Source organism: Bacillus sp. RB3 (genome assembly GCF_030164735.1).
GTDB lineage: Bacteria > Bacillota > Bacilli > Bacillales > Bacillaceae_G > Bacillus_A > Bacillus_A cereus.
Map to the genome: position 1 here is coordinate 93,687 of NZ_JASNGE010000004.1, position 26,933 is coordinate 120,619.

Here is a 26,933-nt window from a genome sequence, read left to right on the forward strand (position 1 = left end):
TCCCTCCTAAGACGCTATGACTTCTTCTAACACGTTATTTAACGCTATTTGTAATGTATCTACACCAACACGACCTACAAAATCATAAAATGTCTCGGCTGGTAATTTATTCTCTTTGAAATAACTTATAAATGATGCAAGTACATCAGGTAGATCCTCGCCATCTATTTTTCCTTTTAACTTTTGATTGTAGGCACCGCCATCTAACAATGTTCCACCTACGTATATTTCAAACGCTTCAACAATGCCTTTTTCCTTCGTTTTCATTTTCACCCCTTGTAACCCAATGTCAGCAATTTGACGTTGACCACATGAATTCGGGCAGCCTACCATATGAATTCGAACTGGAACATCGAGTGCAATTTGTGTATCTAAGTATTCTGCAATTTGACGTAATCTTTCTTTCGTTTCTACTAGTGCAAGATTACAATATTCAATACCGGTACATGAAACCGCATGACCAATAAATGATTTCGGGCTTGCAGATATCGCTTCAAACAGCGGTTCACTAAGTAATCCTTTTACATTTTCCGGAGGAACGTTCGGAATAATGAAATTTTGTGAATTACATGTACGAATTTGTCCATTTCCATATTGCTTTGCGATTCTTGCAACCTCAAACATTTCTTCTGCATGTAAACGACCTACCGGTACATTAAAACCTACATATTTTAATCCCTCTTGTTTTTGGTCTTGAACACCATAAAAATAGCCTGCATTCCATCCTTTGAGTGCACTTTCCCCTTTACTTTGTAAAGGCCCTGTATACTCTATTAGTTTCTCCTTAAATTTCTCTGCTCCCCAGTCCGCAACAAGAAATTTCAAACGCGCTAAATGACGTTTCTCACGATATCCAAAATCACGGAATATAGTAGCAATTGCAATCGCCACCGCCTTCACTTCTTCTGGTAAAACGAATACATCTAATTCCTCAGCTAAATACGGACGGGCTGATAATCCTCCACCTACTTTTATATGAAAACCAACTTTTTTCTCACCATCTATTTCTTTCGTAGCAGGTGTAAATGCAACACAGTTAATCTCTGCGTTTGCTGAGTTATAAATATTAGAACTAATAGACATTTTAAATTTACGTGGTAAATTAGAAAACTCTTCATTATGCTGGAAGTAATCGTATACTTCTTTTACAATATGCGTTGTATCAAATAATTCATTTGCATCAATGCCAGCAAGCGGATTACCTGTAATATTACGCGTTATATCACCACACGCTCCAGCTGAAGACAATCCAACTCTCGCTAATCTATTAAAAATATCTGGAATTTGCTGAATTTCTAACCAGTGAAACTGAATCGCTTGTCTCGTCGTAATATCTATTACATCACGTCCATAATCTTCAGCGATAGAAGCAAGCACTTCTGCCTGTGCATTTGTAATAATCCCTGACGGAATATTTACCCGCATCATAAAATAACCAGCTTCTTTTGGACGTTGTAAATACAATCCTGCCCATTTAAAGGCATCCCACTCTTCTTTTGGAATAGATTCGAATCCATTTTCCGCATAGTAAGGAATATCATTAAAAATTTCTAAGCCATCTTTTTCTAATTTATTTTTCTCCGTCTGATTTAATTTTTCATTGTTAGCCCATACTTTTTCATAACTCATTGTTTATCCCCCTATATAAAACTACGCTCTTGTAAATACTTCACGATTTGTTCCGCACATTCTTCAATAGAATATTTGTGCGTTTCTACAATTAATTCCGCTTGTGCTGGCTCTTCATAAGGCGAATCAATACCTGTGAAATCCTTAATGTCACCTTTCCTTGCCTTTTTATAAAGCCCTTTCGGATCACGTTTCTCACACTCTTCAATCGGACACTTCACAAAAATTTCAATAAATTCATCTGCCGCTAATAAATCTCTTACTTGTTTGCGGTCTACTCGAAATGGTGAAATAAATGCTGTAAGGACAACTGCTCCTTGATCTACAAATAACTTTGCCACTTCGCCAATACGTCTTATATTTTCCATGCGATCACTTTCAGAAAATCCTAAGTCTTTATTTAAACCGTGGCGAATGTTATCCCCATCCAGCACATAATTTCCAATATTCTTTTCAAACAGTTTACGAGCGACCGCATTCGCTACTGTAGATTTACCCGAAGCTGATAAACCAGTAAACCAAATTACAAAACTATGATGTCCATTCTTCGCTCTTCTCTCATCTTTTGAAACCGAAGCTGTATGCCAAGTAATATTCGTATCCATCTCGTTCTCTCCCTATTCTGTTACTACTTCTTTTTTCAATCCTTTAATTAGCACTTCCACTACTTCTTTACGACTAAATGTACTTGGCGGAATCTCACCGTTTCTTAATAATTCTCTTACTTTTGTACCCGATAAAATAACATGATCTTCTTTTCCGTGCGGACATGTTTTCGTTGAAGCCATCGCTTCACATTTCGTGCAGTAAAAACTATGTTCAAAGAATAGTGGTGTAATTCCTAACTCTTCTATCGTAAAATTCGTGAAAATTTCTTGCGCTTCGTATGTTCCGTAATAATCTCCTACTCCAGCATGATCACGCCCTACAATAAAGTGGGTACATCCAAAATTCTTTCTTACTAACGCATGAAATATCGCTTCCCTTGGTCCTGCGTAACGCATTGCAGCAGGAAATACACTTAAAAAGACACGATTTTTCGGATAATAGTTTTGAAGGAGTACTTCATAGCTTTCTATTCTTACATCAGCAGGAATATCATCCGATTTCGTTTCTCCAACGAGCGGATTTAAAAAGAGACCATCTACAATTTCAAGAGCAGACTTTTGGATATACTCATGGGCACGATGTACCGGGTTTCTCGTTTGAAATCCGACCACTGTTTTCCACCCACGTTTTTTAAATGCTTCCCTCGTTTCAATTGGGTCTAAATGATAAGAAGGAAATTGATTATTTTCAAAGCGTTTTGTTAGAATAATAGTTCCTCCAACGTAAACGTTTGGTCGTTCATATAATTTTTTCACTCCTGGGTGAGCCTCATCCGTTGTTTTATATACAAGTAACGCTTCTTTTTCTTTATCTGGTACAAAAATATCTTCTATTTGAATGACACCGTATATATTTCCATTGTTGACAAGCTTTACTTCCTCTCCAACTTTCAGGCTTTCTGCGACTTTTTCTGTTACAGGTAATGTAATTGGTATACTCCACACACTACCATTTGCTAAACGAAGCGTTTCTACAACTGAATCATAATCTTCCTTCCCTAAAAAACCAGTAAGGGGGCTATATCCACCTGTCGCCAATAGTTCTAAATCACTTAACGCAATATTGTCTAATTTAATTTCTTTTTCAATTTGTGATACGTCATATGTCTCATCTATACGGTTTACTAATTCGTTTACTATGCTCATTTTTCTATATCCTCTCTTAGCTTTATTTCAAGATTCATCTTATTGGTAATGAAGACCACATTCAGTTTTCACTTTTCCAGCCCATCTACCATCTCTTGAATCGCCACCATCCCCTACAGGTAACGTACATTTCTCACACCCAATACTTGGATAGCCAACATCATGCAACGGGTTATACGGCAAGCTATGTTTGTATACATATCGCCAAACTTCTTTCCACGTCCAATGAATGAGTGGACAAACTTTAATAGATTGAAAACGATGATCTTGATTTATAAACTTTGTATGCTTACGTGTTTCTGATTGTTCCCTTCTTAAGCCCGATATCCATGCTTTTTCCACGACTAATGATTTTTCTAAAGGTAAAATTTTTCTAATCTTACAACAAAGATTCGGATTGCTCTCCCACAGTTTTTCACCATGCAACTTCGCCTGTTCATCAAGTGTAAGTTCTGGCTGTTTTTCTATAATATTCAATGAAGGAAATCTTTCCCGCACTTTCCGAATTAATTCATACGTTTCTTGAAAATGAACATTTGTATCTAAAAATACGACTTTAGCATATGGATTTACTTGGTTTATAAGGTGCAGCAATACCATACCTTCCACCCCAAAGCTACATGCGTAGACAATTTCATCTTTATACTCTCCATAAGCCCACTTTAATACTGATAGCGCGCCTTTTGTTTCGTCTTCTTCCGAGAATGAAACAACATTTTCTTCCCACGTTTCATACGTCAACATGTTTTTTCCCCCTGTAAAAGCAAAAAGACGGTTTTAACCTAATGAAAATAGGTTAAAACCGCCTCTAGTTTTTCTAGTCAGCGCTTTTCACTTTAAACGTACTTTTTCACTTTTCTCTAACTGAATTACTTTTCCATCTTGCACAACAATTGTAATTGAACCATATTTCATATCAGCAAGCATCGCTTCAATCTTCTCGGATACTTCATCAAAATGTTCCCGTACACTCACGCGAACAGCCCCCCCTTTTTATTCATAAAAAAAATCTTTCCCATTTCGAAAAGACTGTTCGGTAATATATTTTACCTTATCTTTCAAAATGGATCCCATTTTGCTGGATTTAGCACCTTGCTTTCTATAAGCAGGTTGCCGAGCTTCTTCGGGCCAGTTCCCTCCGCTTCTCTTGATAAGCTTTGTATTTGTATTTTATCACAATTCTGATTTTTTTCAATCCTAGTTTTCCGATATATTTTAATTATTTTATTTTATAAAAAAGGAATTGCCCATACGAACAACTCCTTTTCCTATTTAGACAAGTTCTTTAATACGTATGCGATCGTTCCCAATAATATTTTCATATGTTTCGCGTTCCACAACTACTTGCGATGTTCCGCCTTTTGCAAAGACAACGGCTGGTCTTCGAATCCGATTGTAATTATTCGCCATCGAGTACCCGTATGCTCCTGTACAGGAAACTGCTAGTAAATCAGAAGCAACGACTTTCGGTAAATGAATATCCCAAATCAACATGTCTCCACTCTCACAGCATTTCCCGGCAATCGAAACGAGTTCCTCATTCTCATCATTCCCTCGATTCGCTAACATCGCTTCATAACGCGCGCTATATAAAGCTGGTCTTAAATTATCTGTCATTCCACCATCGACTGATACATATTTCCGAATACCAGGAATATCTTTCACAGATCCAACTGTATAAAGTGTTGTCCCAGCATCACCTACAATGCTACGGCCTGGTTCAACCCATATTTCTGGCAATGGATATTCACATACAGTAAATTGTTCTCTCACTGCACTTGTTACAGCTCGCACATATGTCTCAAGAGTTAATGGTGTATCTGACTCTGTGTAACGTATTCCAAATCCCCCGCCTACATTTAACACTTTTACTACATAGTTTGTTTGCTCTCTCACTTCTACTAAAAATTGGCGAAGAACTTCAATCGCTCGAACAAAACCAGCTGTTTCAAATATTTGCGATCCAATATGTGAATGGATCCCTAGCACATTATAATTTGATTTTTGTAAAGCAAATCCAATTGCCTGCATTGCTTGACCGTTTGAAACGCCAAATCCAAATTTCGAATCATCTTGACCTGTCGTAATATATTCATGTGTGTGCGCCTCTACTCCAGGCGTTACACGAATTAATATGTTCACAAATTTCCCATGTTGCATCGCTAAATCGTGTAAAACTTCTAATTCAAAGAAGTTATCTACGACAAAACAACCGATATTCGCCTGAAGAGCCATCACTATTTCTTCTTCTGTTTTATTATTTCCATGAAAATGAATACGTGATACCGGAAATCCTGCTTGGAGCGCAGTATATAATTCTCCCCCAGAGACAACGTCTAATGACATATTCTCTTCACGAGCTACTCGGCACATCTCCATGCACAAGAACGCCTTGCTTGCATATGCTACTTGATAAGAGAAACCACTTTCTTTAAAAGCACGATGAAATGCTCGGCATTTTCCTCGAATAGACTCTTCATCGTATACATAAAGTGGTGTTCCGTATTGCTTTGCTAGCTGCGTCGTATCGCACCCTCCAATTTCTAAGTGTCCTTGCCCATTAATTCGGCTTGTGCCGTGTAAATACATTTAAATTCCTCCCTTATTTCCTCTAAAACTCATAACCCCAATCTTCTATTCATTGCAGCACGCTTTTAGATAGACAAAAAACGCGCGGAACAATGTTCACACGCGTTTCTTATTAGGAAAAATATATATTGAAAAAATAAACGAGTTGTTATCTCCTCAAAATAAGAAACCGCATCAACATCTCCAAATAGCTCTCCATAAAATAAATCTTATGACAGTACTACATTTATTCAATGCAGTCCCAATATATGAATAAGATGGTTATTCTTATATTTCGGCAATAGTCCCTTTCAACCTATGATCACAGATTCCATTAAATCTCCCATAGCTTACTCTTTCCTATCGCGGCCTCTACCTTTGAGAGTAGATGAGGTAAGTCTATTTAATTTTCAAACATCTAATTGTTGCTATTAACAATACCAAAGGACCATTTTATTTGTCAAACAATTTTTTATATTGTTTTTTTGCAGTTTAATTTCGTATCGTCTGGTAAGCGCTTTACTAATACCTTTGTTACTTCCCATTCGCCTTCTTCGTTATTAAATGTAATCGTTACCTTCTCAAATGGTGGAGCAATTTTCCCAGCAACACGTTCATACTTTGTCACTTCAATACTTGCTTGAAATAAATATGTACCGCTATACACTTTTTTTAAACTAATAATTTTAGGACATTGATAAGGTTTCAAACTTCCATATTGTTTTTCAATTGCTTTATTTATTTTTGGAAATAAAACAGAATAAAGTGCATCTTCCATAAGAGATGCATCATATTGGGCTACCGACACACTCGGTGAAGTAAAAAGTATAACACTACTGCATGCTATAAAATATAATAATTTTCGCATTATAACCTCCGTATTATCACGCGATTCTTTCTGCGTACGATAATTATCATACATAGAAATTCTGTTTTATTGTCTCCCACCACTCTTTTTCTACTCGATTATTATAAAAAAGCCCACAACCTTCTTTTATTTTCGTATAATGATACTCATAGTATAATAATCATAATAACAAAGGACTGTTCGTATATATAAAATGAGTCGTTAAGCAAACTGACTCTCAAGAACTGTCATGCTTTTTAGGAGAGGAGTATATTATGCTACAACATCTGTTTCCAAAACTGCGATTTGCACTCGTTGCAGTCGTTTTACTATGGATTAAAACATATATTGTGTACAAGCTAGCATTTGATATTAAAATTGATAATTTCTTTGAAGAATTCATGCTTTTTATCAATCCACTAGCTGCGTTACTTTTATTTTTCGGCTTAGCTTTACTTGCATCTAAGCACCGAAACCGAATTATAATTGGAATCAGTTTTATACTGTCATTTATTTTATTTGGAAACGCAATGTTTTATGGGTTCTATAACGATTTCGTTACTTTCCCAGTTTTATTCCAAACAAACAATATGGCTGATTTAGGGACAAGTATAAAAGAACTCTTTACGTACAAAACATTACTTTTATTTGCAGATGCAATTATTTTAATGTTTATTTCGCGTAAATTCCCATCATTTGGCGACAAAACACCACTTTCCCGCTCAGAGAAGCGAACTTTCTTTAGCGGTGTAACAGCTTTATTAGCACTACAAATTGTTGTATCAGTTATTTATAAACCACAAATGTTCTCACGCTCATTTGACCGTCAAACTGTCGTGAAGAATTTAGGTTTATACACATATCATCTATTTGATATTACGCTTCAATCCAAGTCCTCAGCTGAGCGTGTATTTGCAAGTGGGGATGGGTTTTCTGAAATTAAAAACTATACAGACTCAAAAGACAAACAAGTTGATAAAAACTTATTTGGAGCTGCAAAAGGTAAAAATGTAATTTTAATTTCAATGGAATCTACACAAAGCTTTGTTATTAATAAAAAAATAAATGGAAAAGAAATTACACCATTTTTAAATGAATTTATTAAGGATAGTTTCTATTTCGATAACTTCTATCATCAAACTGGACAAGGTAAAACTTCTGATGCTGAATTTATCGTTGAAAACTCACTTTATCCGCTAGATCGTGGTTCTGTATTCTTTACTCATGCAACAAATGAATACACAGCGACACCAGAACAATTAAAGAAATACGGATATTCTTCTGCCGTCTTCCATTCAAATGATAAAACGTTTTGGAATCGGGATGTAATGTATCCTGCGCTTGGATATGATCGTTACTTTAATTTAAATGATTACGCAGGAACGGAGCAAATGTCTGTCGGTTGGGGATTAAAAGATAAAGAGTTCTTTGAACAATCTATTCCAAAGTTAAAATCTTTACCGCAACCGTTCTATACAAAATTTATTACATTAACAAATCATTTTCCGTTTCTTCTAAATCCGGAAGATCAATATGTTGATGAATTCAACTCGGAAAGTGGTGTTGTAAACCGCTACTTCCCAACTGTTCGTTACACAGATGAAGCTCTTAAATTATTTATTAAACAATTAAAAGAAGAAGGATTGTATGATAATTCCGTTATTGTCATCTATGGTGATCATTACGGTATTTCCGAAAACCATAACGCAGCTATGGCACAGTTCCTAGGAAAAGATACTATTACACCATTCGATTCTATGCAATTACAACGAGTCCCTCTTATTATTCATGTGCCTGGTCAAGAAGGAAAAGTTGTTTCTAAAGTATCCGGTCAAATTGATATTAAGCCAACGCTCCTTCATTTACTTGGTATTAAAACAAATAAATCCGTTGAATTTGGAACTGACTTATTTATTAAAGAGAAAGACCCGCTTATGGTAATGCGTGATGGTAGCTTTGTTTCTGAAGAGTATGTTTATACAAAAAATATGTGTTACAAAAGAAATACGGGTGAAGAAGCTGACATGACGCTATGTCAGCCGTATATTGAAAAAGCAAAAACAGAATTAAAACTCTCCGACAAATTAATTTATGGAGATTTATTACGCTTCGATCCTAATAATCGGTATAAAACTGGAACGATGACAACGAAATTTGAATAGTAAAGGAAGCAACTTTATACAAGTTGCTTCCTCTTTGTATTTGCACTTAATTTTCAAACCATCCTTCTATGAAATCTTTCACAAATTGGTAATTTCTTTCGTATGAGGAATAAATTTATGGTATGATAAAATAAGTAAACTTTCATACACTAATTAAGAATTTATTACAGAAAGCAAGGGATCAGATTTTGTATAGAGCAGCTATTCCAAACTTATTTACGCTCGGAAATTTATATAGCGGATTTTTATCAATCGGCTATGCATCTTTAGGATATTATAAATCAGCTGCTATTTTAGTACTTATCGGGATGATGTTAGATAGTCTTGATGGTCGTGTTGCTCGTTTATTACGTGTTGATTCACAAATGGGAAAAGAGCTCGACTCGCTTGCAGATGTCGTAACATTTGGTGCAGCACCAGCTGTTTTAATGTATTACACATCTTTCTCAAACTACGGAATCATCGGATTATACATAGCGGGATTATTCCCTCTTTTCGGAGCATATCGTTTAGCACGATTTAATGTAACACCATCTTCTACTTCAATGAAATATTTCACTGGAGTACCGATTACAGCAGCGGGAGGGCTTGTTGCTTTCTTAACATTATTTTCACATACCATTCCAAAAATCGTTCTTATTACCGTATTTGTAACGTTCGCATTTTTAATGGTGAGCCGCATTCGTATCCCAAGTTTAAAAGATGTACCAATTCCACGATATAGCATCATTATTACACTATTTTTAGTTGGAATCATTATTACAATGTATCAAACAGGATTTGGAAATTTTTCTGTTTTCTTATTTATTGCCATTCCACTATATATTTTGTACATGTTATCTCAATTCATTAGACAAAGACCGTCTAAAAAAGCGAATAAAGAAAAATAAGAAAACCTTCCGAGTCCGGAAGGTTTCTTTTTATTTTGTAACTAATACCTTTTGATTTACAGGTGTTACTGGCTCTTCGCCGTTTAATACAGCTAAAATATTTCTGACAGCCATTTCAGCCATCGCATCACGAGTTTCAAATGTTGCATTCCCTACGTGTGGAGCAAGTACTACATTCTTTAATTCTTTTAGCTCTTCTGTAATTTTCGGTTCAAATTCAAACACGTCAAGAGCTGCTCCTTCAATTTCATTCGTTTTTAATGCATGAGCAAGTGCTGCTTCATTCATAATTGGTCCACGTGAAGCATTTACAATATACGCTGTTTTCTTCATCATTTTAAACTGCTCTTCATCAATCATATGATGTAAATTTGGATTATAAGCACAGTTAATTGTAATAAAGTCTGCTGTTTGTAATAATTCTTCCAACATCACATACGTTGCCCCCAGCTCACTTTCAGCTTCAAGCTTACGATTTGGCCCTGTATATAAAACATCCATTCCAAATGCTTTCGCACGTTTTGCAACAGCCTTCCCGATTTCTCCAAGACCTATAATTCCGATTGTCTTACCATGAACTTCTCGTCCTAAGAAAAATAACGGTGCCCATCCGTTAAATCCAGTCGTACGACATAACGTATCCCCTTCAGGAATTCTACGCGCCGCTGCTAAAAGAAGTGCAAATGTTAATTCTGCAGTCGCTTCCGTTGATACTTTCGGTGTATTCGTAACTGCAATTCCTTTTTCGCCCGCATACTTGTAATCAATATTGTCGTAACCAGCACCATAGTTTGCAACAATCTTTAAATGAGGCGCTGCATCAATAACTTCTTTTGGCACCTTTGTCGAAAGTAAACTTAACAATGCATCTTTATCTTTTACACGCTCTGTTAATTCATCTATAGAAATTAACTCCTCTTTATCGTACATTTCTACATCATGATCTTTTAATAGTTCTAATCCAATTTCCGGAATTTTTCCCGCTACTAATATTTTTGCCACTACTAACACCTCTTCTATAGAAAATAAGATATCTCTTATATTTCATTGTAAGAAATCCACATATAAAAACCAAGGAATTTGATTATAGTTTTAAAAATCGACACTTTTCCATGAAAAAAGAGGAGATGCAACTCTCCCCTTTTCTTACGCTTTTTCCTGCGATTCTTTTCCAAGCTTCACATCAATCGTTCCTTCTGCAACCGTATCGCTAATTTGCTCCTCAATAACCGATTGAGATTCAGCATTCGTTTCAGAAGTATAAGCTTGTTGCTGTGCACCTTGTACATTTTGTTTATTTTGTTGTTTCGCCATTTCTTACCCTCCTTTTCATTCTTTCTTATTTTGGACAAAAAGGACGGTTTTCATCAAAAAATTGCGTTTCATTTTGAATTTGTTACTTCTTCTTCAAGCGACCTCATTACTCTTGCTCGCTTCGTAAATGTTGCAACCTGAGTAACACCGTGAGCTAGTAATGTTTGTACATTTTCTTGTACATAATTCCCTAAATCATTTGGATAATGGGCATCCGAAGAAATCGTAATTGGAACACCATACTTAGCTAATACTTGTAAATATAGTGGACTTGGGCACATTTCACGAACAGGATAACGATAGTATAATCCTGCATTTATTTCTGTTGCCGTATTCGTTTCTACTAACGCACAGGCAATTTCCTCATAATAAGAAAGCTGTTCATTCTCATCCAATCGATAATTAAATACCTTTATATTATCAAGATGAGCGATAATATCAAATAACTCGGTACGAATCGCACTCTCAACTGTTTTAAAAAACATATCATATAATGCGCGTAGGTCATGCTTCTCAAAATATTCTTTCGTATCTGGATTATCAAATCCCCAGCCATTTAGAAAATGAACGGAACCAATTATATAATCAAAGTCTCCTAGCGCTAATAATTCTTTTAACTCTCCTTCACAACCAATAAAATAATCCGCTTCAATTCCAAGTTTAAGTGTGACACCTCTTTTACTCCATCGTTCTTTCGCCTCTTCAATGACCTTTGTAAAATCATACAGTGAAACTACCCTTACTTGATCTAACCATTCCTTCTGTATACGACCGAGCTTAGAATCACTAATATCTACATATTTTTCATAATATCCTTTCGCTTCATGAAAACGATATAAATGATCAACAATCCCAACTTCTGTTATACCTTTTCGCACAGCTTCTTCTAAATAGAGGTCCATCCATTCTGTTGTAAATGGCCCTTCCTTCACACGCTTTTGCAAACGCTCTTGTGTTTTCATAAGCCAATCAATAGAATGCCTTTCTTGAAGCGGTTCATAACGTTCCAGCGCTTCATTTATTTTAGCAAGCCATCCTATTGAATACGGTCCTTCTTCTAAGTGAAGATGATAATCTACTTTCATATACATTCCCCCTTATAATGTATCTATTTCCCTTCTATCCCCAACTCTCGAAAGCTTTCCATTTCGTTCTTTCACCTCCCGCATGACATCTTCCAATGTAATATTTTTTTCAGCTAATAAAACGAAACAGTGATAAAATACATCAACCATTTCTTTCACTACTTCTTCTTTATCATTATTTTTACATGCGATAATTACTTCAGCACACTCTTCACCAATTTTCTTTAAAATTTTATCTTCTCCTTTTGAAAATAAATAATTTGTATACGATTCAGGAAGTGGGCTTTCCTTTCGTTCTTCAATTGTTTTATACAGCAACTTAAAGGCATTTTCCATATGTATCCCCCTATATAATTTGATAGTGAAAACATGTCTTCTCTCCCGTATGACAAGCAGGTCCTACTTGTTTCACATTCACAACAATTGAATCTTGATCACAATCTAAATATAAAGATTGCACATATTGAAGATTCCCTGATGTTTCCCCCTTATTCCATAACGACTGCCTCGAACGAGAATAAAACCATGTTCTTTTCGTCTCTAACGTTTTTTCATATGCTTCTTCATTCATATAAGCTAGCATTAAAACTTCTTTCGTACCTTCTTCGATGACAATTGCTGGTATTAATCCTTTTGAAAAATTAGGTTTCATAACCGCACCTCAACATTTGCATCTCTTAATTTTCGCTTTACACTCTGCACTGTCGCCTCACCATAATGAAAGATGGATGCCGCTAACGCTGCATCAACTGTTGTCTTTTGAAAAACTTCTATAATGTGATCCGTATGACCACAGCCCCCTGATGCGATGACTGGAATGGAAACACTTTTTGAAATTTCTTCTGTTAAACGAAGGTCATATCCGCTTTTCGTTCCATCTGCATCCATACTCGTTAACAAAATTTCACCTGCCCCAAGTTTAACAACACGCTTCGCCCATTCTATGGCATCCATTCCTGTGTCAACTCTTCCGCCGTTGACGTATACGTTCCATTTACCTTCTGCTACTTTTCTAGCATCAATTGCCACGACAATACATTGTGATCCAAAGTGTTCTGCCCCTTCTTCTATAAGCTTCGGGTTTCGCACTGCCGCTGAGTTTATTGAAACTTTGTCTGCTCCAGCTCTTAGTAAATTGTACATATCTTTCACACTTGAAATCCCCCCGCCAACCGTAAGAGGAATAAATACTTTAGCTGCTGTTTTTTCTACAACATCTATAATCGTTTTTCTTCCTTCATGAGTCGCTGTAATATCTAAAAATACGATTTCATCTGCCCCTGCCTCGTTATATGCTTCAGCTATTTCAACCGGATTACCGACATCTTGTAATCCTATAAAATTTACACCCTTTACGACTCGCCCTTCTTTCACATCTAGACATGGAATGATTCGTTTCGCTAACATAACTTCGTTACCTGTAACACTTCTTCTAAATCAATCGTTTTCTCGTAAAGCGCCTTTCCAATTATGACACCATATATATTCATATCATTTAACTTTTTCACATCTTGAATAGATGCCACTCCTCCAGAGGCGATGAGACGAATGCCCACAATTTTTTGAAGTATCGCTAATTGTTCAAAATTTGGACCTGCAAGCGTCCCGTCTTTCGAAATGTCTGTAAACACAATCGTTTGAACACCTAAACTTTCCATTTGTTTCGCTAAACTAACGTAAGAAATTTCAGACAGATCAAGCCAACCTCTCGTTGCTACGAAACCATTTTTCGCATCAATTCCAACAATGATTTTCTCTTTATATAGACGAACTGCTTCCTCTAAAAATGACTTATCATAAAGAGCTGCTGTTCCTAAAATCACTTTTTCTACACCTGCTGACAATAACTTCTCCACCGTTACAAGTGAACGAATTCCTCCTCCCACTTGCACAGGAATACGTACCGCCTTGCAGATTTTTTCAATGACGGGCAAATTTAACGACTCGCCAGCAATTGCACCGTCTAAATCAACAATGTGTAGTATTTCCGCTCCAAGCTTTTCAAATATGATTGCCTGCGCTACCGGATCTTCATTCATCACCGTTTCTTTACTAAACTCTCCTTGATAAAGTCTAACGCATCGCCCTTCTTTTAAATCGATAGCTGGGAAGATTTCCATGCTTCTACCACTCCTTGAAAATTTTTTAATATTTGCATGCCAATTTCGCCACTTTTTTCTGGATGAAACTGTGCACCAAATACATTTCCTTTCGCGACAAACCCTGGTATTTGCATTCCATAATCACTTACTCCGCATACAATTTCATCTGGACAATCCGCGTAATATGAGTGAACATAATACACGAAAGAACCATCCACTAATCCATTCCAAAGCGGAAATTCTCTTTCCTTCCTTAATTCATTCCATCCCATATGAGGAATTTTATACGAAACTTTTAACTTCCGAATTTCACCTGGTAGTAAACCTAACCCGCTACAATCTTTTAGTTCCTCACTTCGTTCAAATAAAAGTTGCATGCCCAAACATATACCGAGGAGTGGTTTTCCTATGTCACAAACTTCTTTTAGTACACACACTAAATCTCTTTCTTTTAATACTTCCATCGCTTTCGGAAATGCACCTACTCCCGGTAGAATCACGCCATCGCTTCTCAATATCTCTTCTTTATCACTCGTTACAATGTACTCTGCCTCAATATATTTTAATGCTTGCTCTACACTGCGAATATTCCCCATTCCATAATCTATAATGGCAATCAATTACAACATCCCTTTCGTTGAATTTACACCAGTAATGTTGGCATTTTTTTCGACCGCTTCTCTAAGCGCTCTACCAAAAGCTTTAAATAATGCTTCAATTTTGTGATGTGTATTACTTCCGTATAGAACGCGCGCATGTAATGTAATATTGGCAGCATGTGCAACTGCTCTAAAAAATTCTTCCGTCAATTCTGTATCAAAATCCCCGAGCTTCGGATTTGTTAATTCCCCTTGAAATACACAATATGAGCGTCCACTTATATCAATTGCAACAAATCCTAAAGATTCATCCATCGGTACATACGCGGAACCGTAACGATTAATTCCTTCTTTATTTTGCAATGCTTCTTTCAAGCAATTTCCGAGTACAATTCCAACATCTTCAACGGTGTGATGTGCATCGACAAATACATCACCTTCTGCCTCAACTTGCAATCCAAATCTTCCATGTCTAGCAAATAAAGTCAGCATATGATCGAAAAAACCAACCCCCGTTTGAATAGATACACTCGTACTTTCATCAAGCTGCAAACTTAATTTAATTTTTGTTTCTGTCGTCTCACGTGCTTGACTGGACTGACGCATTATTTTTCCTCCTCAAACCTTATTTGGATTGCTCTCGCATGTGCATGTAACCCTTCTTTATTTGCAAGCTCTACAATATGATGCTGTACATTTTTTAATGCTTCCTCTGTATAAGAAATAAAACTTGATTTTTTCACGAAATCATCGACTGATAACGGAGAAAAAAATCTTGCCGTTCCGCTCGTTGGTAATACATGATTCGGTCCCGCCAAATAATCCCCGAGCGGTTCAGGTGCATATGGCCCAAGGAAAATAGAGCCTGCATGTTTCACATAATCTAGAGCATTCATCGGTTCTTTTATATGTAACTCTAAATGTTCTGGAGCAATTTCATTTGATAACTTTAGTGCCTCCTCTAAAGAAGCAACGATAAAGATGGCTCCATTTCTATTTATTGATTCACGTGCAATTTCACTTCTTGGTAACGTTTCTAACTGTCTTTCTACCTCTTTTTCTACTTCTTTAGCTAGTTCCATATTCGTTGTAATACAAATCGCCGTTGCTCTCTCATCATGCTCTGCTTGCGATAATAAATCCGCTGCGATATATTTTGCATTACCTGTTTCATCCGCGACAACTACAATTTCTGATGGACCAGCAATCATATCGATATTTACTATCCCGTATACTTCTCGTTTCGCTAGAGCGACGTACAAATTTCCCGGTCCAACTATTTTATCCACTTTCGGAATCGATTCCGTCCCGTATGCTAAAGCAGCAATTGCTTGTGCGCCACCTATCGTATAAATTTCATCTACTCCCGCAAGATTTGCAGCAGCTAATATATGAGGATCAATTCCCCCTTTCCTCGGCGGTGTTACCATTACAATTTTTTTCACACCTGCAAGTTTCGCCGGCAATACATTCATTAATACTGAAGAAGGATATGAAGCTGTCCCACCTGGTACATATACACCTACATTTTCTAATGGCCGAATAAGCTGCCCTCTAATTATGCCTTTACTTTCACAATCGAAGATTGAATACTTCTTTTGTTTTTCGTGATACGAAACAATGTTTTTCTTCGCCTCTTTTAAAGCTTCTAAAAATGAATTCTCTACAAACATACTCGCTTGCTGTATTTCTTCTTCACTTACACGAAAATCTTTCATCTCTACACCATCAAACTTTTTTGTATAGAAAGATAAAGCCTCATCATTCCCTTCCCTTACATGTCTAATGATTTCTCTTGCACTTCTTTGAACAGTTTCTTCTATTATATTAGCGTTTTCTCTTAGCACTTTTATTTTAGATAATGCCTCCTTAAAGTCTTCATAAATGATTTCCATTTTAAATCCTCCTATTTCCCTGATAAGATTTCTTGCTCCATCATATTTATAATACTGAATATTTCGTCTTTTTTAGTTTTTAAGGCTGCCTTATTTACAATCATCCGAGCCGATATAAAGTACATTTCCTCAAATACAATGAGTCCATTCTCTTGTAATGTTTTTCCTGTTTCAACAATATCTACAATCGCATCTGCCAATCCAAGAAGAGGAGCGATTTCTACAGAACCTTCTATTTTAATAATTTCTACATCCTCTCCCTTATCATGAAAATAAGTAGAAGTAATATGTGGGTATTTCGTAGCGATTCTTTTCTTCCGGTAACTCTTCGGATTATACGTAGGAATAGAAGCAACACAAAACTTACAAATCCCCACTCCTAAATCCAGCATTTCATAAATATCTTTCTCGTTTTCCATTAAAATATCTTTTCCAACGATGCCAATATCAGCTACCCCATGTTCTACATAAGTAGCAACATCAACCGCTTTTACTAAAATAAATGAAATATTTGTATTTTTACTTTGAAATACAAGCTTCCGACCTTTATTTTTGAGCTCGGAACAATCAATTCCAATCTGCTCAAAAAGTGGAATGACATGTTTTTCTAATCTTCCTTTCGTTAACGCAATTTGAATGTTACGCATGAAGCCTCTCCTTCTTTCTGGACTACCCATTTCTCATTCCATACATATTCCACTAAGTATTCATTCTTTGCCTCAACGACCGTTCCTATTTTATTTTTTCTTGCGAATTGAAAGGTATCGCTTAAATTAGAGAATAGAGATAACCAAGCATTTTTCCCATCCTTTCGAAGTAAATTTCGTAGCCTTTCTGCTTCCGCTAATCTATTTAACTCATAATGAATCACAATATCAATTTGATTTCGTTCATATGGTTCTTGCTGCTCTTGCAGCGCCTTCACAATTTGATTTACTTGTACCGCGAGTCCAACAGCTGGCAGCATTTCTCCAAAATTGCCAATTAGCTCATCGTATCTTCCGCCACTAACGATTTCTTCTCCAATTTCATATATATATCCTTTGAAAATAACACCCGTATAGTAATCTAAGTGTTGAATCATGCCCAAATCAATTGATATGTAAGAACCATATCCTAACGTTTCAATTGTTTCATACATTTCTTTTATTCTTGCAATTGCCATTTTCATTTCATTACTTGAAGCAAGCTTTTCTGCTTCCTCAATAACTTCTAAATTTCCAAATAGCCTTGGCAATTTCTCAAGTAACCTTACTGTCTCATCGCATCGATTTAATTTCTTTTCTCCGATAAAATTTGAGAGGGCTGCATAATTTTTACTTTCTATATACGTTCTAAGTACCCTTTCTTCTTCATCATGGATGGAGAGTTTTTTTACAATACATTTATATAACTGTACTTGCCCAATCTCAATTGTAAAAGATTGCACCTTCAACTTTTGAAGTGCTTGAATGACACTTATTACACATTCAATTTCAGCTCTTACATTATCAATCCCGATAACTTCAATACCACTTTGTACGATTTCATTATATTTTCCAGAATGGGATTCATTCGCTCGAAATACATTCCCGCTATACGTCACTTTAAGTGGCGTATCCCATCTCTGTGTTCCAATAACTCTCGCTAAAGGAATTGTCATATCTGGACGTAAAACGATAATCCTTCCCTTTTCATCAAAAAATTTATACATCTTCTCTTCATCTATCGGTCTATTTTGAAATGCAAAAACGTCATAAAATTCAATTGTAGGTGTTCTTATTTCTTCATAACCTCTCTCTAAAAAAGTAAGCCTTAATTTTTGTTCTACTTCTTCAATTAACGTACATTCTTCGAATAAATAATCTCTCGTTCCATTTGGATTTGCCCGTTTCCATTTTGTCATCTAAATTTTCACACCTTTCCCCTTCTAATGTATGCCTATTTCATTCCCCTAAGCCGAAAATAAAAAGAGCCTTGTAGACAAAATACCTACAAGGCTCTTCAGTAGAGTGTAGGTACAACGGGAATAACCCTTGTACCTACACGTTTTCACGCTAGGTTCAAGGGTTTCATGTATGATGATGTAGTTGTGTAAGCATTGTAATAGATTGCACGATATTCATAATACTTACTCCCTTTCTCCTCTGATTTTCACATAGTATATAACAGTTAATTTTGAATGTAAATACATTTTTAATATTCCGTCATTTTTTTAATGTAAAGCCACTTTTCTTTCATACTCTTTTATTTCTTGTTCATATTGCATTGTAATACTAATTTCATCTAAACCATTTAATAACTTCTCTTTCCACATTCTCTCGATTGTAAAATGGAATCTATGCGTATTCGTTGTCATTATTTCATTTTCTAAATCAACTGTGATTTGTTCTCTCGCATCTGTTTTAGCAAGTTGTTCACGCATATCTTTATCCATTACAATCGGTAACATGCCATTTTTCATACAATTCATATAAAAGATATCGGCAAATCCTCCAGCGATAATAACGCGGAAACCATAATCAGCAAGTGCCCATGGAGCATGTTCTCTTGACGAGCCACATCCAAAATTATCGCCTGTGATTAATATACTGGCTCCTTTTCTTTCTTGTGCATTAAGCGGGAAATTAGGGTTTTCTTGGCGATTATTATCATATCGCCACTCATCAAATAAAAACTTCCCAAACCCAGTTCTTTCAATTCTCTTTAAATATTGCTTCGGAATAATTTGATCTGTATCAATGTTATCATTCATCAGTACTGCGGCAGTACCTTTATGAATACGAAATGGCTCCATCATAACTCTCCTTTCTAATATCAACAAAATGACCATATAACGCAGCCGCTGCCGCCATTGCCGGGCTAACTAAATGCGTTCGTGCTCCCTTTCCTTGTCTTCCTTCAAAATTGCGATTTGACGTAGAGGCACAATGTTCCCCTTCAGGCACTTGATCTGGATTCATACCTAGACACATTGAGCATCCGGGCTCTCTCCATTCAAATCCAGCTTCTTCAAATATGCGATGTAATCCTTTATGCATCGCTGCTTCTCTTACCCTTTGAGATCCAGGTACAACAAGTGCTCGCACACCTTCTTTTACTTTTTTACCTTTCACGACAGATGCAGCAATTTCTAAGTCAGAAAGCCTGGAATTTGTACAAGATCCAATGAAAACATGTTGAACTGGAATGTCATACGTACTTTGTCCGGGACTCAATCCCATATAAGAAAACGCTCTTTCGTCATTTGCATCATGCTTTTCTGGCAATTTCTCATCGATCCGAACACCCATACTAGGATTTGTTCCCCACGTAACGTACGGTGCTAAATCCGTAACATCTACTAGAATATGTAAATCATAAACTGCATCTAAATCTGTATAAAGTTCTGACCATTTTTTCTTAATAGATTCATAGTCTTTCGGTGCATATTTACGCCCTTTTACGTAAGCAACCGTTTTTTCATCTGGTGCAATAATGCCAGCCTTTGCTCCCCCTTCAATTGCCATATTGCAAAGCGTCATCCTCTCTTCCATATCCATAGCATGAATGGCCTCTCCGTAAAATTCCATTACGTAACCTGTTCCAACTGCTACTCCGTACTTTGAAAGAAGATGTAAAATAATATCTTTCGCATAAACACCTTGCGGTAACTTTCCTTTTAACTCAATGCCCATCGCTTTCGGCTTTCGTTGCCATAACGTTTGCGTTGCCAATACATGTTCCACTTCACTCGTACCAATACCAAACGCTAGTGCGCCAAAAGCACCGTGTGTCGCTGTATGACTATCACCACAAACAATCGTTTTTCCTGGCTGTGTGAGTCCAAGTTCTGGTCCTATTACATGAACGATCCCTTGCTCTTCATCTCCGATATCCGCTAATGGCACCTGAAATTGTTTACAGTTTTCCCGAAGTGTATCTAGTTGCTGCTTCGCAATGCGGTCGGTAATATTCCAAACATCTTTCGTTGGAATATTATGATCCATCGTTGCAAATGTTAAATCTGGTCTGCGGACTGTTCGATTTGTAAGCCGCAAGCCTTCAAAGGCTTGCGGTGACGTTACTTCATGAACAAGATGTAGATCGATATATAATAAATCCAATCCATTTTCATTAGTCGCAACTACATGTCTTTCCCAAAGCTTATCTAGTAACCTTTTCCCCATTATCTTCCTCTCCCTACTAACGCTTGCTCTTCCATTTCTTGAATAACTGCCTTTGTAAATGAAGTTGTCGTTTCAGTCCCCCCGATATCTGCTGTACATTTTCCTGATTTAAGGACTGCAGAAACTGCTTCTTCAATTGCATATCCTTCTCTCGTTAATCCGAACGATTGCCCAAGCATCATTGCAACAGAACGCATCATCGCAATTGGATTCGCCTTATTTTTCCCCGCAATATCCGGTGCTGATCCGTGAATAGGCTCGTATAATGAAGGCCCCTTTTCAGCGTGACTTGCTGATGGAAGCATTCCTAATGATCCAGCTAATACTGAAGCCTCATCACTTAAAATATCACCAAATAAATTTTCCGTTACAATAACGTCAAATCTTCCTGGATTCCGAATTAATTCCATAGCTGCTGCATCTACTAAAATGTGTTCTACTTCCACATTTGGGTAGCGAAGTGCTACTTCTTCTGTCACAGTTCTCCATAATTTACTAGACTCTAAAACATTCGCTTTATCAATAGATGTTACTTTTTTCTTCCGCTTATTCGCTAATTGAAAAGCATACGAAACGATACGTTCAATTTCATGGCGATGATACGTAAGTGTATCTGTCGCCACTTCTTCCGTTCGCTCTTTCGGATAAGAAAAATAAATTCCGCCTGTTAATTCACGAACGACAACGAAATCAATTTCATCAGCGTTTTTTAATGGTGATAAATGTGCAGTTGCACTTTCTACCGTTACAGGGCGAACATTCGCAAATACACCGAGTCCTTTTCTTAATGCTAATAATCCTTTCTCAGGCCTTTCTTTCGCACTCTCCCACCTTGGTCCACCTACTGCTCCAAGTAAAACCGCATCACTCGCTAAACAGGCGGCAAGTGTTCGCTGTGGTAATGGTTGCCCAGTTAAATCGATAGCAACACCACCAAAGTACTCATCTTGCAAATGAAAATGATGTCCATATAGCCTTTCTACCATATGCAATACTTCCTTCGCACTTTCCATTACTTCTGGACCAACACCATCACCAGCTAAACAAACGATACGTTTTTCCATTTTTAACACTCCTTTTAACTGAATTTTCAGAACTTTAATTTGATAGGTGAGGAAAGCTTCTCTCACCTATCAAATATTTATTTCACAAGCGCTATAAGAGATTTTAATTTCCCTGCTGCATGGACATAAGCTCTCGCCGACGCTTCCAATACGTCTTGCGCAACTCCGAAACCTGATATTTGGTGACTACCTTCTTTTAATTCAACATGAACGTGAGCAAGTGCATCTTGACCTTGTGTAATAGATTGTATGCGATAATCTGCCAATTCACATTCTAATCCTAAAATTCTTTGAATCGCATTGTATATCGCTTCAATACTACCAGAACCAGTGGCTGCATCTTCATATACATTTCCTTCCTCATCCTTCAGCACAACTGTTGCGCATTGTGTACTATTTGATACGAAATGCACTTGTAATTGCGTAATGTTATATTGCTGAGCTGCAAATGCTGCTTCACCAAGCATAAGTGCGCGTAAATCTTCTTCAGTAATTTCCTTTTTACGATCAGCCAATTTTTTAAATGCTTCGAATGCCGCATCTCGCTCTTCATTTGTAAATTCATAACCAAGCTCTTTCATTTTTTCCGTAAACGCATGACGGCCAGAATGTTTCCCAAGTACAAAGAGATTTTGAGATTCTCCTATAAGCGCTGGTTCGATAATTTCATAAGTTGTTACTTCTTTTAAAACCCCGTCTTGGTGGATGCCCGATTCATGAGCAAATGCATTCGCTCCAACGATTGCTTTATTTTTCGGTACAACCATACCCGTTAACCTGCTTACTAATATACTCGTCGCCTTAATTTCTTTTAAAGTCATTGAAGGCTCTGCTTTATAAAAATCTTTTCTAATATGAAGAGCTACCGCAACTTCTTCTAACGCTGCATTCCCTGCTCTTTCTCCAATGCCATTAATCGTTCCTTCTACTTGCAATGCTCCTCCTTCAACCGCAGCTAACGAATTTGCTACTGCCATACCAAGATCATCGTGACAATGACAAGAAAAAATCGCTTTTTCATATGATGGAACGGATTCTTGTAAGTATTTAAAAAGAGAATAATACTCTTCCGGATTCGTATATCCAACTGTATCTGGAATATTAATTACATTCGCTCCTGCACGAATCGCAACTTCTACTGCTTCAGCTAAAAAATCTCTTGTTGTTCTTGTCGCATCTTCTGCAGAAAATTGTACTGTCGGAAATAATGATTTTCCAAGCGTAACCGAGCGATGAATACTATTTAACACATCTTCTTTTGACATACAAAGTTTATATTTCATATGAATATCACTCGTAGCTAAAAATACGTGTAGACGAGGAGATACAGCACCTTTCACAGCTTCATATGCTCTTCGAATGTCACTTTCTTTCGCTCTAGCTAAACTCATAACCGTAGCATTTTGAATTGTATTCGCAATACGTTTTACCGATTGAAAGTCACCTTCGGAAGCTGCCGCGAATCCAGCTTCCATTACATGAATACCAAGCCTCTCTAATTGCCTAGCAATTTGTAATTTCTCTTGTTCATTTAAATTTACTCCTGGTGATTGTTCGCCATCACGAAGCGTTGTATCCATGAACAAAACCTGCTTCATATTATTTAACCCCTACCTTTACTCGCGGCTGTACGAAAGGCATCATTTCACGTAATTTACGTCCAACTACTTCGATTTCATGTTTATTCTCTTTCTCATTTGTCGCATGGAAATTTGGTCTTCCTGCTTTATGCTCTGCAATCCAGCCTCTTGCAAATGTACCATCTTGAATTTCTGCTAATACTGCCCCCATCGCTTTCTTCGTATCTTCAGTAACAACGCGTGGTCCTGATACGAAGTCTCCCCACTGCGCTGTATCTGAAACTGAATATCTCATATTTTCAAGTCCACCTTCGTACATAAGGTCAACGATTAGCTTCAGTTCATGTAAACATTCAAAATATGCAAGTTCAGGCTGATATCCTGCATCAACTAACGTTTCAAACCCAGCTTTTACAAGTGCAGTCACTCCGCCGCAGAGTACAGCTTGCTCTCCAAATAAATCTGTTTCTGTTTCTTCTTTAAACGTCGTTTCTAGTACACCAGCTCTCGTTGCTCCAATTCCGTCAGCATAAGAAAGTGCTTTTTCAGTCGCAACTCCTGTTGCATCTTGATATACTGCAAATAATGCAGGAACAGCCCCGCCCTCGGCGAACGTACGGCGTACGAGATGCCCCGGTCCTTTTGGCGCTACTAGAAATACATCTACATTAGCTGGTGGTTTTACTTGATCAAAGTGAACATTAAATCCATGTGCGAACACGAGGGAGTTTCCAGCCTGTAAATTTGGTGCAATTTCAGCTTCATATACTTCTGGTTGTAATTCATCAGGCAGTAGAATCATTACTACATCAGCTTTTTCCGCTGCTTCTGCTACTGTATATACAGAAAATCCATCTTCATTCGCTTTATTCCAAGACTTACCTTTTCTTAAACCTACTACTACATCAAATCCGTTATCACGTAAATTTTGCGCATGTGCATGACCTTGCGAGCCATATCCGATGATTGCTACTTTCTTTTCCTTTAATACATTTACTGTTACATCTTTCTCATAATAAACTTTTGCCATTTTCATTTCCCCCTATATTTAAATGATTATTGAATTAACATAACTTGCTTATCTTGTTTTTTCATACTACGTGTAAATGCTGTTACACCTGTTCTAGCAATTTCTTTCAAACCGTATGGACGAAGTAATTCAATTAACGCTTCTACTTTATCTTGCGTACCTGTTACTTGCACAACTATGGAATCCTTCCCAACATCTATTACAGCGGCTCGAAACGGTTCAATTAAACTATATAATTCTGCCCTCGCTACAGAAGTTGCTACTTTAATAAGAGCAAGCTCTCTAGCAATCATTGCTTCTTCTGTAATATCTGATACTTTCAGTACGTCAATTTGCTTATGCAGTTGTTTAATTAACTGCTCCACTTGCTGTTCACTTTCAACGTGTACAACAATCGTCATTCGCGATATATCTGATGATTCTGTATGACCTACTGAAATACTTTCAATATTAAAATGTCTTCGTGTCATAACCCCTGTGATTCGGTTTAACACACCACTTTGATTTCGAACTGTCGCTGTAACAATTCTCTTCACCCTTTTTCCACTCCCTCCATTTGGTGAACACCTTTTCCTGGCGCAACCATCGGCATAACCTTCTCTGATTGAAGTACACGACAATCAATTACGACTGGCTCTTGTAATTCGATCGCATGCTGGATTTGCTTCTTTGCAAGAAGTGGATCGTCAATACGAACACCTTTTATGCCATATGCATTCGCAAGAGCGACGAAATCTGGTTGGCATGGTAATAAAGAATGTGAATATCTTTGATTGTAAAATTCATCTTGCCATTGTCTTACCATTCCTAAAGCTTCATTATTTAAAATAAATACTTTAACGGGTAAAGCGTGTTCTTTTAATACACTTAATTCTTGTAGAGTCATTTGAAACCCAGCATCACCAACAATTGCAATAACTAATTCTTCAGGCTTTGCAATTTGCGCACCGATTGCTGCTGGAAATCCAAACCCCATCGTTCCTAATCCACCAGAAGTTACCCATTTATCTGGATTTTTCAGCGGATAATATTGGGCTGCCCACATTTGGTGTTGCCCAACGTCTGTTGTTACAATCGCTTCTCCCTTCGTAATTTCATATAACATATCAATTGCGTATTGGGGCTTAATACTTTCAGAATTTCTTTTATAAGAGAATGGATATTGTTCTTTTCTCCCCTTTAATAAAGTGATCCATTCATGATGATTTTCTTTTCCCCCTTCTGGTTCAAGTAATACTTCCAATGCCCGCTTAGCACTTGCAACAATAGGAATTTCAGTTGGCACATTTTTCCCGATTTCTGCTGGATCGATATCGATATGCGCAACAGTAGCCCCTTTAGCAAAATAAGCTAAATTCCCTGTAAGCCGATCATCAAATCTCGCGCCTATATTAATGAGTAAGTCACATTCATATAACGCCATATTGGCTGTATAAGAACCATGCATTCCTCCCATCCCTAGAAATAATTCATCATCTGGTGGAAAACCACCAAGACCAAGTAATGTATGCACAACAGGGATTTCATATTTACGAGCAAAATTTGTCAATTCTTTCGAAGCTTTCGCATGCAATATACCCGCTCCAGCTAAAATTAACGGTTTTTTTGCGGTTTCAATTACTTTGAGTAATTTGTTTATTTGAAGTAGATTCGGTTCATAATTAGGGTTATATCCCGGTAAATCCATTTGTACATTGCTACATTGCTCACCTTTCTCGACTACCATATCTTTCGGAAGGTCAATAACGACTGGTCCTGGTCTTCCAGTTTTAGCAATATGAAATGCTTCTTTAATAATTCGAGGTAAATCTGAGGCCTTTCGCACTTGATAGTTATGTTTTGTCACTGGCATCGTAAGTCCCATAATATCTGCCTCTTGAAAAGCATCGCTCCCAATTAACGTTGTTGCTACTTGGCCTGTAAATACTACAAGTGGCAATGAATCAATCATCGCATCAGCTAGACCCGTAATTACATTTGTAGCACCTGGCCCACTCGTTGCAATTACAACCCCTGGATGCCCTGTAATTCTGGCATACCCTTCAGCAGCGTGAATTGCCCCTTGCTCATGCCTTGTTAAAATATGCGGAATTTCACAATCATACAATGCATCATAGAGAGGTAAAACGGCACCACCCGGATAACCGAAAATCACTTCTACGCCTTCCTTTTCTAGCGCTTCTAACAATAGCTGTGCACCAGTTGCCAGTTTCTCTTCCGTTTTTGAAGACATTGTTCTTATAAGCCCCCTTTTTCAAACTTTTAT

28 protein-coding genes and 2 riboswitches are annotated in these 26,933 nt (G+C 37.1%); of the genes, 2 read left to right on the plus strand and 26 right to left on the minus strand.

Annotation, left to right across the window (positions count from 1 at the left end; all coding sequences use genetic code 11):
• Nucleotides 1-6: 6 nt before the first annotated feature.
• The 7 genes from QO049_RS07965 to QO049_RS07995 form a co-directional block, all read right to left on the minus strand.
• On the minus strand, nt 7-1,629 hold the full coding sequence (locus tag QO049_RS07965) for a nitrite/sulfite reductase (RefSeq protein ID WP_000119615.1): 1,623 nt from the start codon (nt 1,627-1,629) through the stop codon (nt 7-9).
• A gap of 11 nt (nt 1,630-1,640) precedes the next feature.
• Nucleotides 1,641-2,234 (minus strand): adenylyl-sulfate kinase, encoded by a 594-nt coding sequence (gene cysC / locus QO049_RS07970; RefSeq protein ID WP_246962400.1) that lies wholly within the window; start codon nt 2,232-2,234, stop codon nt 1,641-1,643.
• A 12-nt stretch (nt 2,235-2,246) separates the two neighbouring features.
• A complete protein-coding gene (sat, locus tag QO049_RS07975; RefSeq protein ID WP_246962398.1) occupies nt 2,247-3,383 on the minus strand; it encodes a sulfate adenylyltransferase in 1,137 nt (378 codons plus the stop codon).
• A gap of 39 nt (nt 3,384-3,422) precedes the next feature.
• Nucleotides 3,423-4,127, minus strand: coding sequence for a phosphoadenylyl-sulfate reductase (locus QO049_RS07980; RefSeq protein WP_246962397.1), 705 nt, complete (start codon nt 4,125-4,127; stop codon nt 3,423-3,425).
• A gap of 87 nt (nt 4,128-4,214) precedes the next feature.
• Complete coding sequence (locus QO049_RS07985) at nt 4,215-4,358, minus strand: YezD family protein (RefSeq protein WP_000116158.1); 144 nt, start codon at nt 4,356-4,358, stop codon at nt 4,215-4,217.
• A gap of 73 nt (nt 4,359-4,431) precedes the next feature.
• Nucleotides 4,432-4,540: riboswitch (SAM riboswitch) on the minus strand.
• A gap of 115 nt (nt 4,541-4,655) precedes the next feature.
• The gene (gene lysA, locus QO049_RS07990) at nt 4,656-5,972 is read right to left on the minus strand and encodes a diaminopimelate decarboxylase (RefSeq protein ID WP_246962395.1); all 1,317 of its coding nucleotides are present in this window, start codon (nt 5,970-5,972) and stop codon (nt 4,656-4,658) included.
• Between the two features lie 180 nt (nt 5,973-6,152).
• Nucleotides 6,153-6,334, minus strand: a riboswitch (Lysine riboswitch).
• A gap of 89 nt (nt 6,335-6,423) precedes the next feature.
• Nucleotides 6,424-6,819 carry a DUF3888 domain-containing protein gene (locus QO049_RS07995; RefSeq protein WP_246962393.1) on the minus strand — a complete coding sequence of 132 codons (396 nt, stop codon included), beginning with the start codon at nt 6,817-6,819 and terminating at the stop codon, nt 6,424-6,426.
• A 254-nt stretch (nt 6,820-7,073) separates the two neighbouring features.
• Here QO049_RS07995 and QO049_RS08000 point away from each other — a divergent pair, with 254 nt between their 5' ends.
• Nucleotides 7,074-8,960 carry an LTA synthase family protein gene (locus QO049_RS08000; RefSeq protein WP_246962391.1) on the plus strand — a complete coding sequence of 629 codons (1,887 nt, stop codon included), beginning with the start codon at nt 7,074-7,076 and terminating at the stop codon, nt 8,958-8,960.
• Between the two features lie 188 nt (nt 8,961-9,148).
• Nucleotides 9,149-9,850, plus strand: coding sequence for a CDP-diacylglycerol--serine O-phosphatidyltransferase (gene pssA, locus QO049_RS08005; protein ID WP_000285417.1), 702 nt, complete (start codon nt 9,149-9,151; stop codon nt 9,848-9,850).
• A gap of 30 nt (nt 9,851-9,880) precedes the next feature.
• On the opposite strand, the gene QO049_RS08010 is transcribed toward pssA, so the two are convergent.
• The 19 genes from QO049_RS08010 to ilvB all read right to left on the minus strand — a co-directional run bounded on the left by QO049_RS08010 (nt 9,881) and on the right by ilvB (nt 26,900).
• Nucleotides 9,881-10,852, minus strand: coding sequence for an NAD(P)-dependent oxidoreductase (locus QO049_RS08010; protein WP_001062829.1), 972 nt, complete (start codon nt 10,850-10,852; stop codon nt 9,881-9,883).
• A gap of 144 nt (nt 10,853-10,996) precedes the next feature.
• A complete protein-coding gene (locus QO049_RS08015) occupies nt 10,997-11,164 on the minus strand; it encodes a YozQ family protein (protein WP_001118880.1) in 168 nt (55 codons plus the stop codon).
• A 68-nt stretch (nt 11,165-11,232) separates the two neighbouring features.
• Nucleotides 11,233-12,249: a histidinol phosphate phosphatase domain-containing protein gene (locus tag QO049_RS08020; protein WP_000861846.1), complete on the minus strand. Its 1,017-nt coding sequence runs from the start codon at nt 12,247-12,249 to the stop codon at nt 11,233-11,235.
• Between the two features lie 12 nt (nt 12,250-12,261).
• Nucleotides 12,262-12,585, minus strand: a complete 324-nt coding sequence (gene hisE, locus QO049_RS08025; RefSeq protein ID WP_000426357.1) for a phosphoribosyl-ATP diphosphatase — start codon at nt 12,583-12,585, stop codon at nt 12,262-12,264.
• Nucleotides 12,586-12,595: 10 nt separating this feature from the next.
• Nucleotides 12,596-12,901 (minus strand): phosphoribosyl-AMP cyclohydrolase, encoded by a 306-nt coding sequence (hisI, locus tag QO049_RS08030; protein ID WP_000803961.1) that lies wholly within the window; start codon nt 12,899-12,901, stop codon nt 12,596-12,598.
• Nucleotides 12,898-13,656: an imidazoleglycerol phosphate synthase cyclase subunit gene (gene hisF, locus QO049_RS08035; protein WP_000880117.1), complete on the minus strand. Its 759-nt coding sequence runs from the start codon at nt 13,654-13,656 to the stop codon at nt 12,898-12,900. The genes hisI and hisF overlap by 4 nt, the downstream gene beginning before the upstream one ends.
• Nucleotides 13,650-14,369, minus strand: a complete 720-nt coding sequence (gene hisA, locus QO049_RS08040) for a 1-(5-phosphoribosyl)-5-[(5-phosphoribosylamino)methylideneamino]imidazole-4-carboxamide isomerase (protein WP_021728360.1) — start codon at nt 14,367-14,369, stop codon at nt 13,650-13,652. The genes hisF and hisA overlap by 7 nt, the downstream gene beginning before the upstream one ends.
• Entirely contained in the window at nt 14,342-14,971 is a 630-nt protein-coding gene (gene hisH / locus QO049_RS08045; protein ID WP_000560336.1) for an imidazole glycerol phosphate synthase subunit HisH, read from the minus strand. The genes hisA and hisH overlap by 28 nt, the downstream gene beginning before the upstream one ends.
• Complete coding sequence (gene hisB / locus QO049_RS08050; RefSeq protein ID WP_001249951.1) at nt 14,972-15,556, minus strand: imidazoleglycerol-phosphate dehydratase HisB; 585 nt, start codon at nt 15,554-15,556, stop codon at nt 14,972-14,974.
• On the minus strand, nt 15,556-16,845 hold the full coding sequence (hisD, locus tag QO049_RS08055; protein ID WP_246962389.1) for a histidinol dehydrogenase: 1,290 nt from the start codon (nt 16,843-16,845) through the stop codon (nt 15,556-15,558). The genes hisB and hisD overlap by 1 nt, the downstream gene beginning before the upstream one ends.
• Nucleotides 16,846-16,856: 11 nt before the next feature.
• Complete coding sequence (gene hisG, locus QO049_RS08060) at nt 16,857-17,492, minus strand: ATP phosphoribosyltransferase (RefSeq protein ID WP_001244487.1); 636 nt, start codon at nt 17,490-17,492, stop codon at nt 16,857-16,859.
• Nucleotides 17,468-18,730: an ATP phosphoribosyltransferase regulatory subunit gene (locus QO049_RS08065; RefSeq protein ID WP_000170293.1), complete on the minus strand. Its 1,263-nt coding sequence runs from the start codon at nt 18,728-18,730 to the stop codon at nt 17,468-17,470. The genes hisG and QO049_RS08065 overlap by 25 nt, the downstream gene beginning before the upstream one ends.
• Before the next feature lie 309 nt (nt 18,731-19,039).
• Nucleotides 19,040-19,621: a 3-isopropylmalate dehydratase small subunit gene (leuD, locus tag QO049_RS08070; protein ID WP_000433190.1), complete on the minus strand. Its 582-nt coding sequence runs from the start codon at nt 19,619-19,621 to the stop codon at nt 19,040-19,042.
• Complete coding sequence (leuC, locus tag QO049_RS08075) at nt 19,599-20,993, minus strand: 3-isopropylmalate dehydratase large subunit (RefSeq protein WP_000518102.1); 1,395 nt, start codon at nt 20,991-20,993, stop codon at nt 19,599-19,601. The genes leuD and leuC overlap by 23 nt, the downstream gene beginning before the upstream one ends.
• Nucleotides 20,993-22,057 carry a 3-isopropylmalate dehydrogenase gene (leuB, locus tag QO049_RS08080; RefSeq protein ID WP_246962387.1) on the minus strand — a complete coding sequence of 355 codons (1,065 nt, stop codon included), beginning with the start codon at nt 22,055-22,057 and terminating at the stop codon, nt 20,993-20,995. Before leuB ends, leuC begins: the two co-directional genes overlap by 1 nt.
• 77 nt (nt 22,058-22,134) lie before the next feature.
• A complete protein-coding gene (gene leuA, locus QO049_RS08085; protein ID WP_000815755.1) occupies nt 22,135-23,655 on the minus strand; it encodes a 2-isopropylmalate synthase in 1,521 nt (506 codons plus the stop codon).
• 1 nt (nt 23,656) lies between these two features.
• Nucleotides 23,657-24,667: a ketol-acid reductoisomerase gene (gene ilvC, locus QO049_RS08090; protein WP_001151747.1), complete on the minus strand. Its 1,011-nt coding sequence runs from the start codon at nt 24,665-24,667 to the stop codon at nt 23,657-23,659.
• Nucleotides 24,668-24,693: 26 nt separating this feature from the next.
• On the minus strand, nt 24,694-25,203 hold the full coding sequence (gene ilvN / locus QO049_RS08095) for an acetolactate synthase small subunit (RefSeq protein WP_000822952.1): 510 nt from the start codon (nt 25,201-25,203) through the stop codon (nt 24,694-24,696).
• Nucleotides 25,200-26,900, minus strand: coding sequence for an acetolactate synthase large subunit (gene ilvB / locus QO049_RS08100; RefSeq protein ID WP_000095832.1), 1,701 nt, complete (start codon nt 26,898-26,900; stop codon nt 25,200-25,202). The genes ilvN and ilvB overlap by 4 nt, the downstream gene beginning before the upstream one ends.
• Nucleotides 26,901-26,933 lie beyond the last annotated feature (33 nt).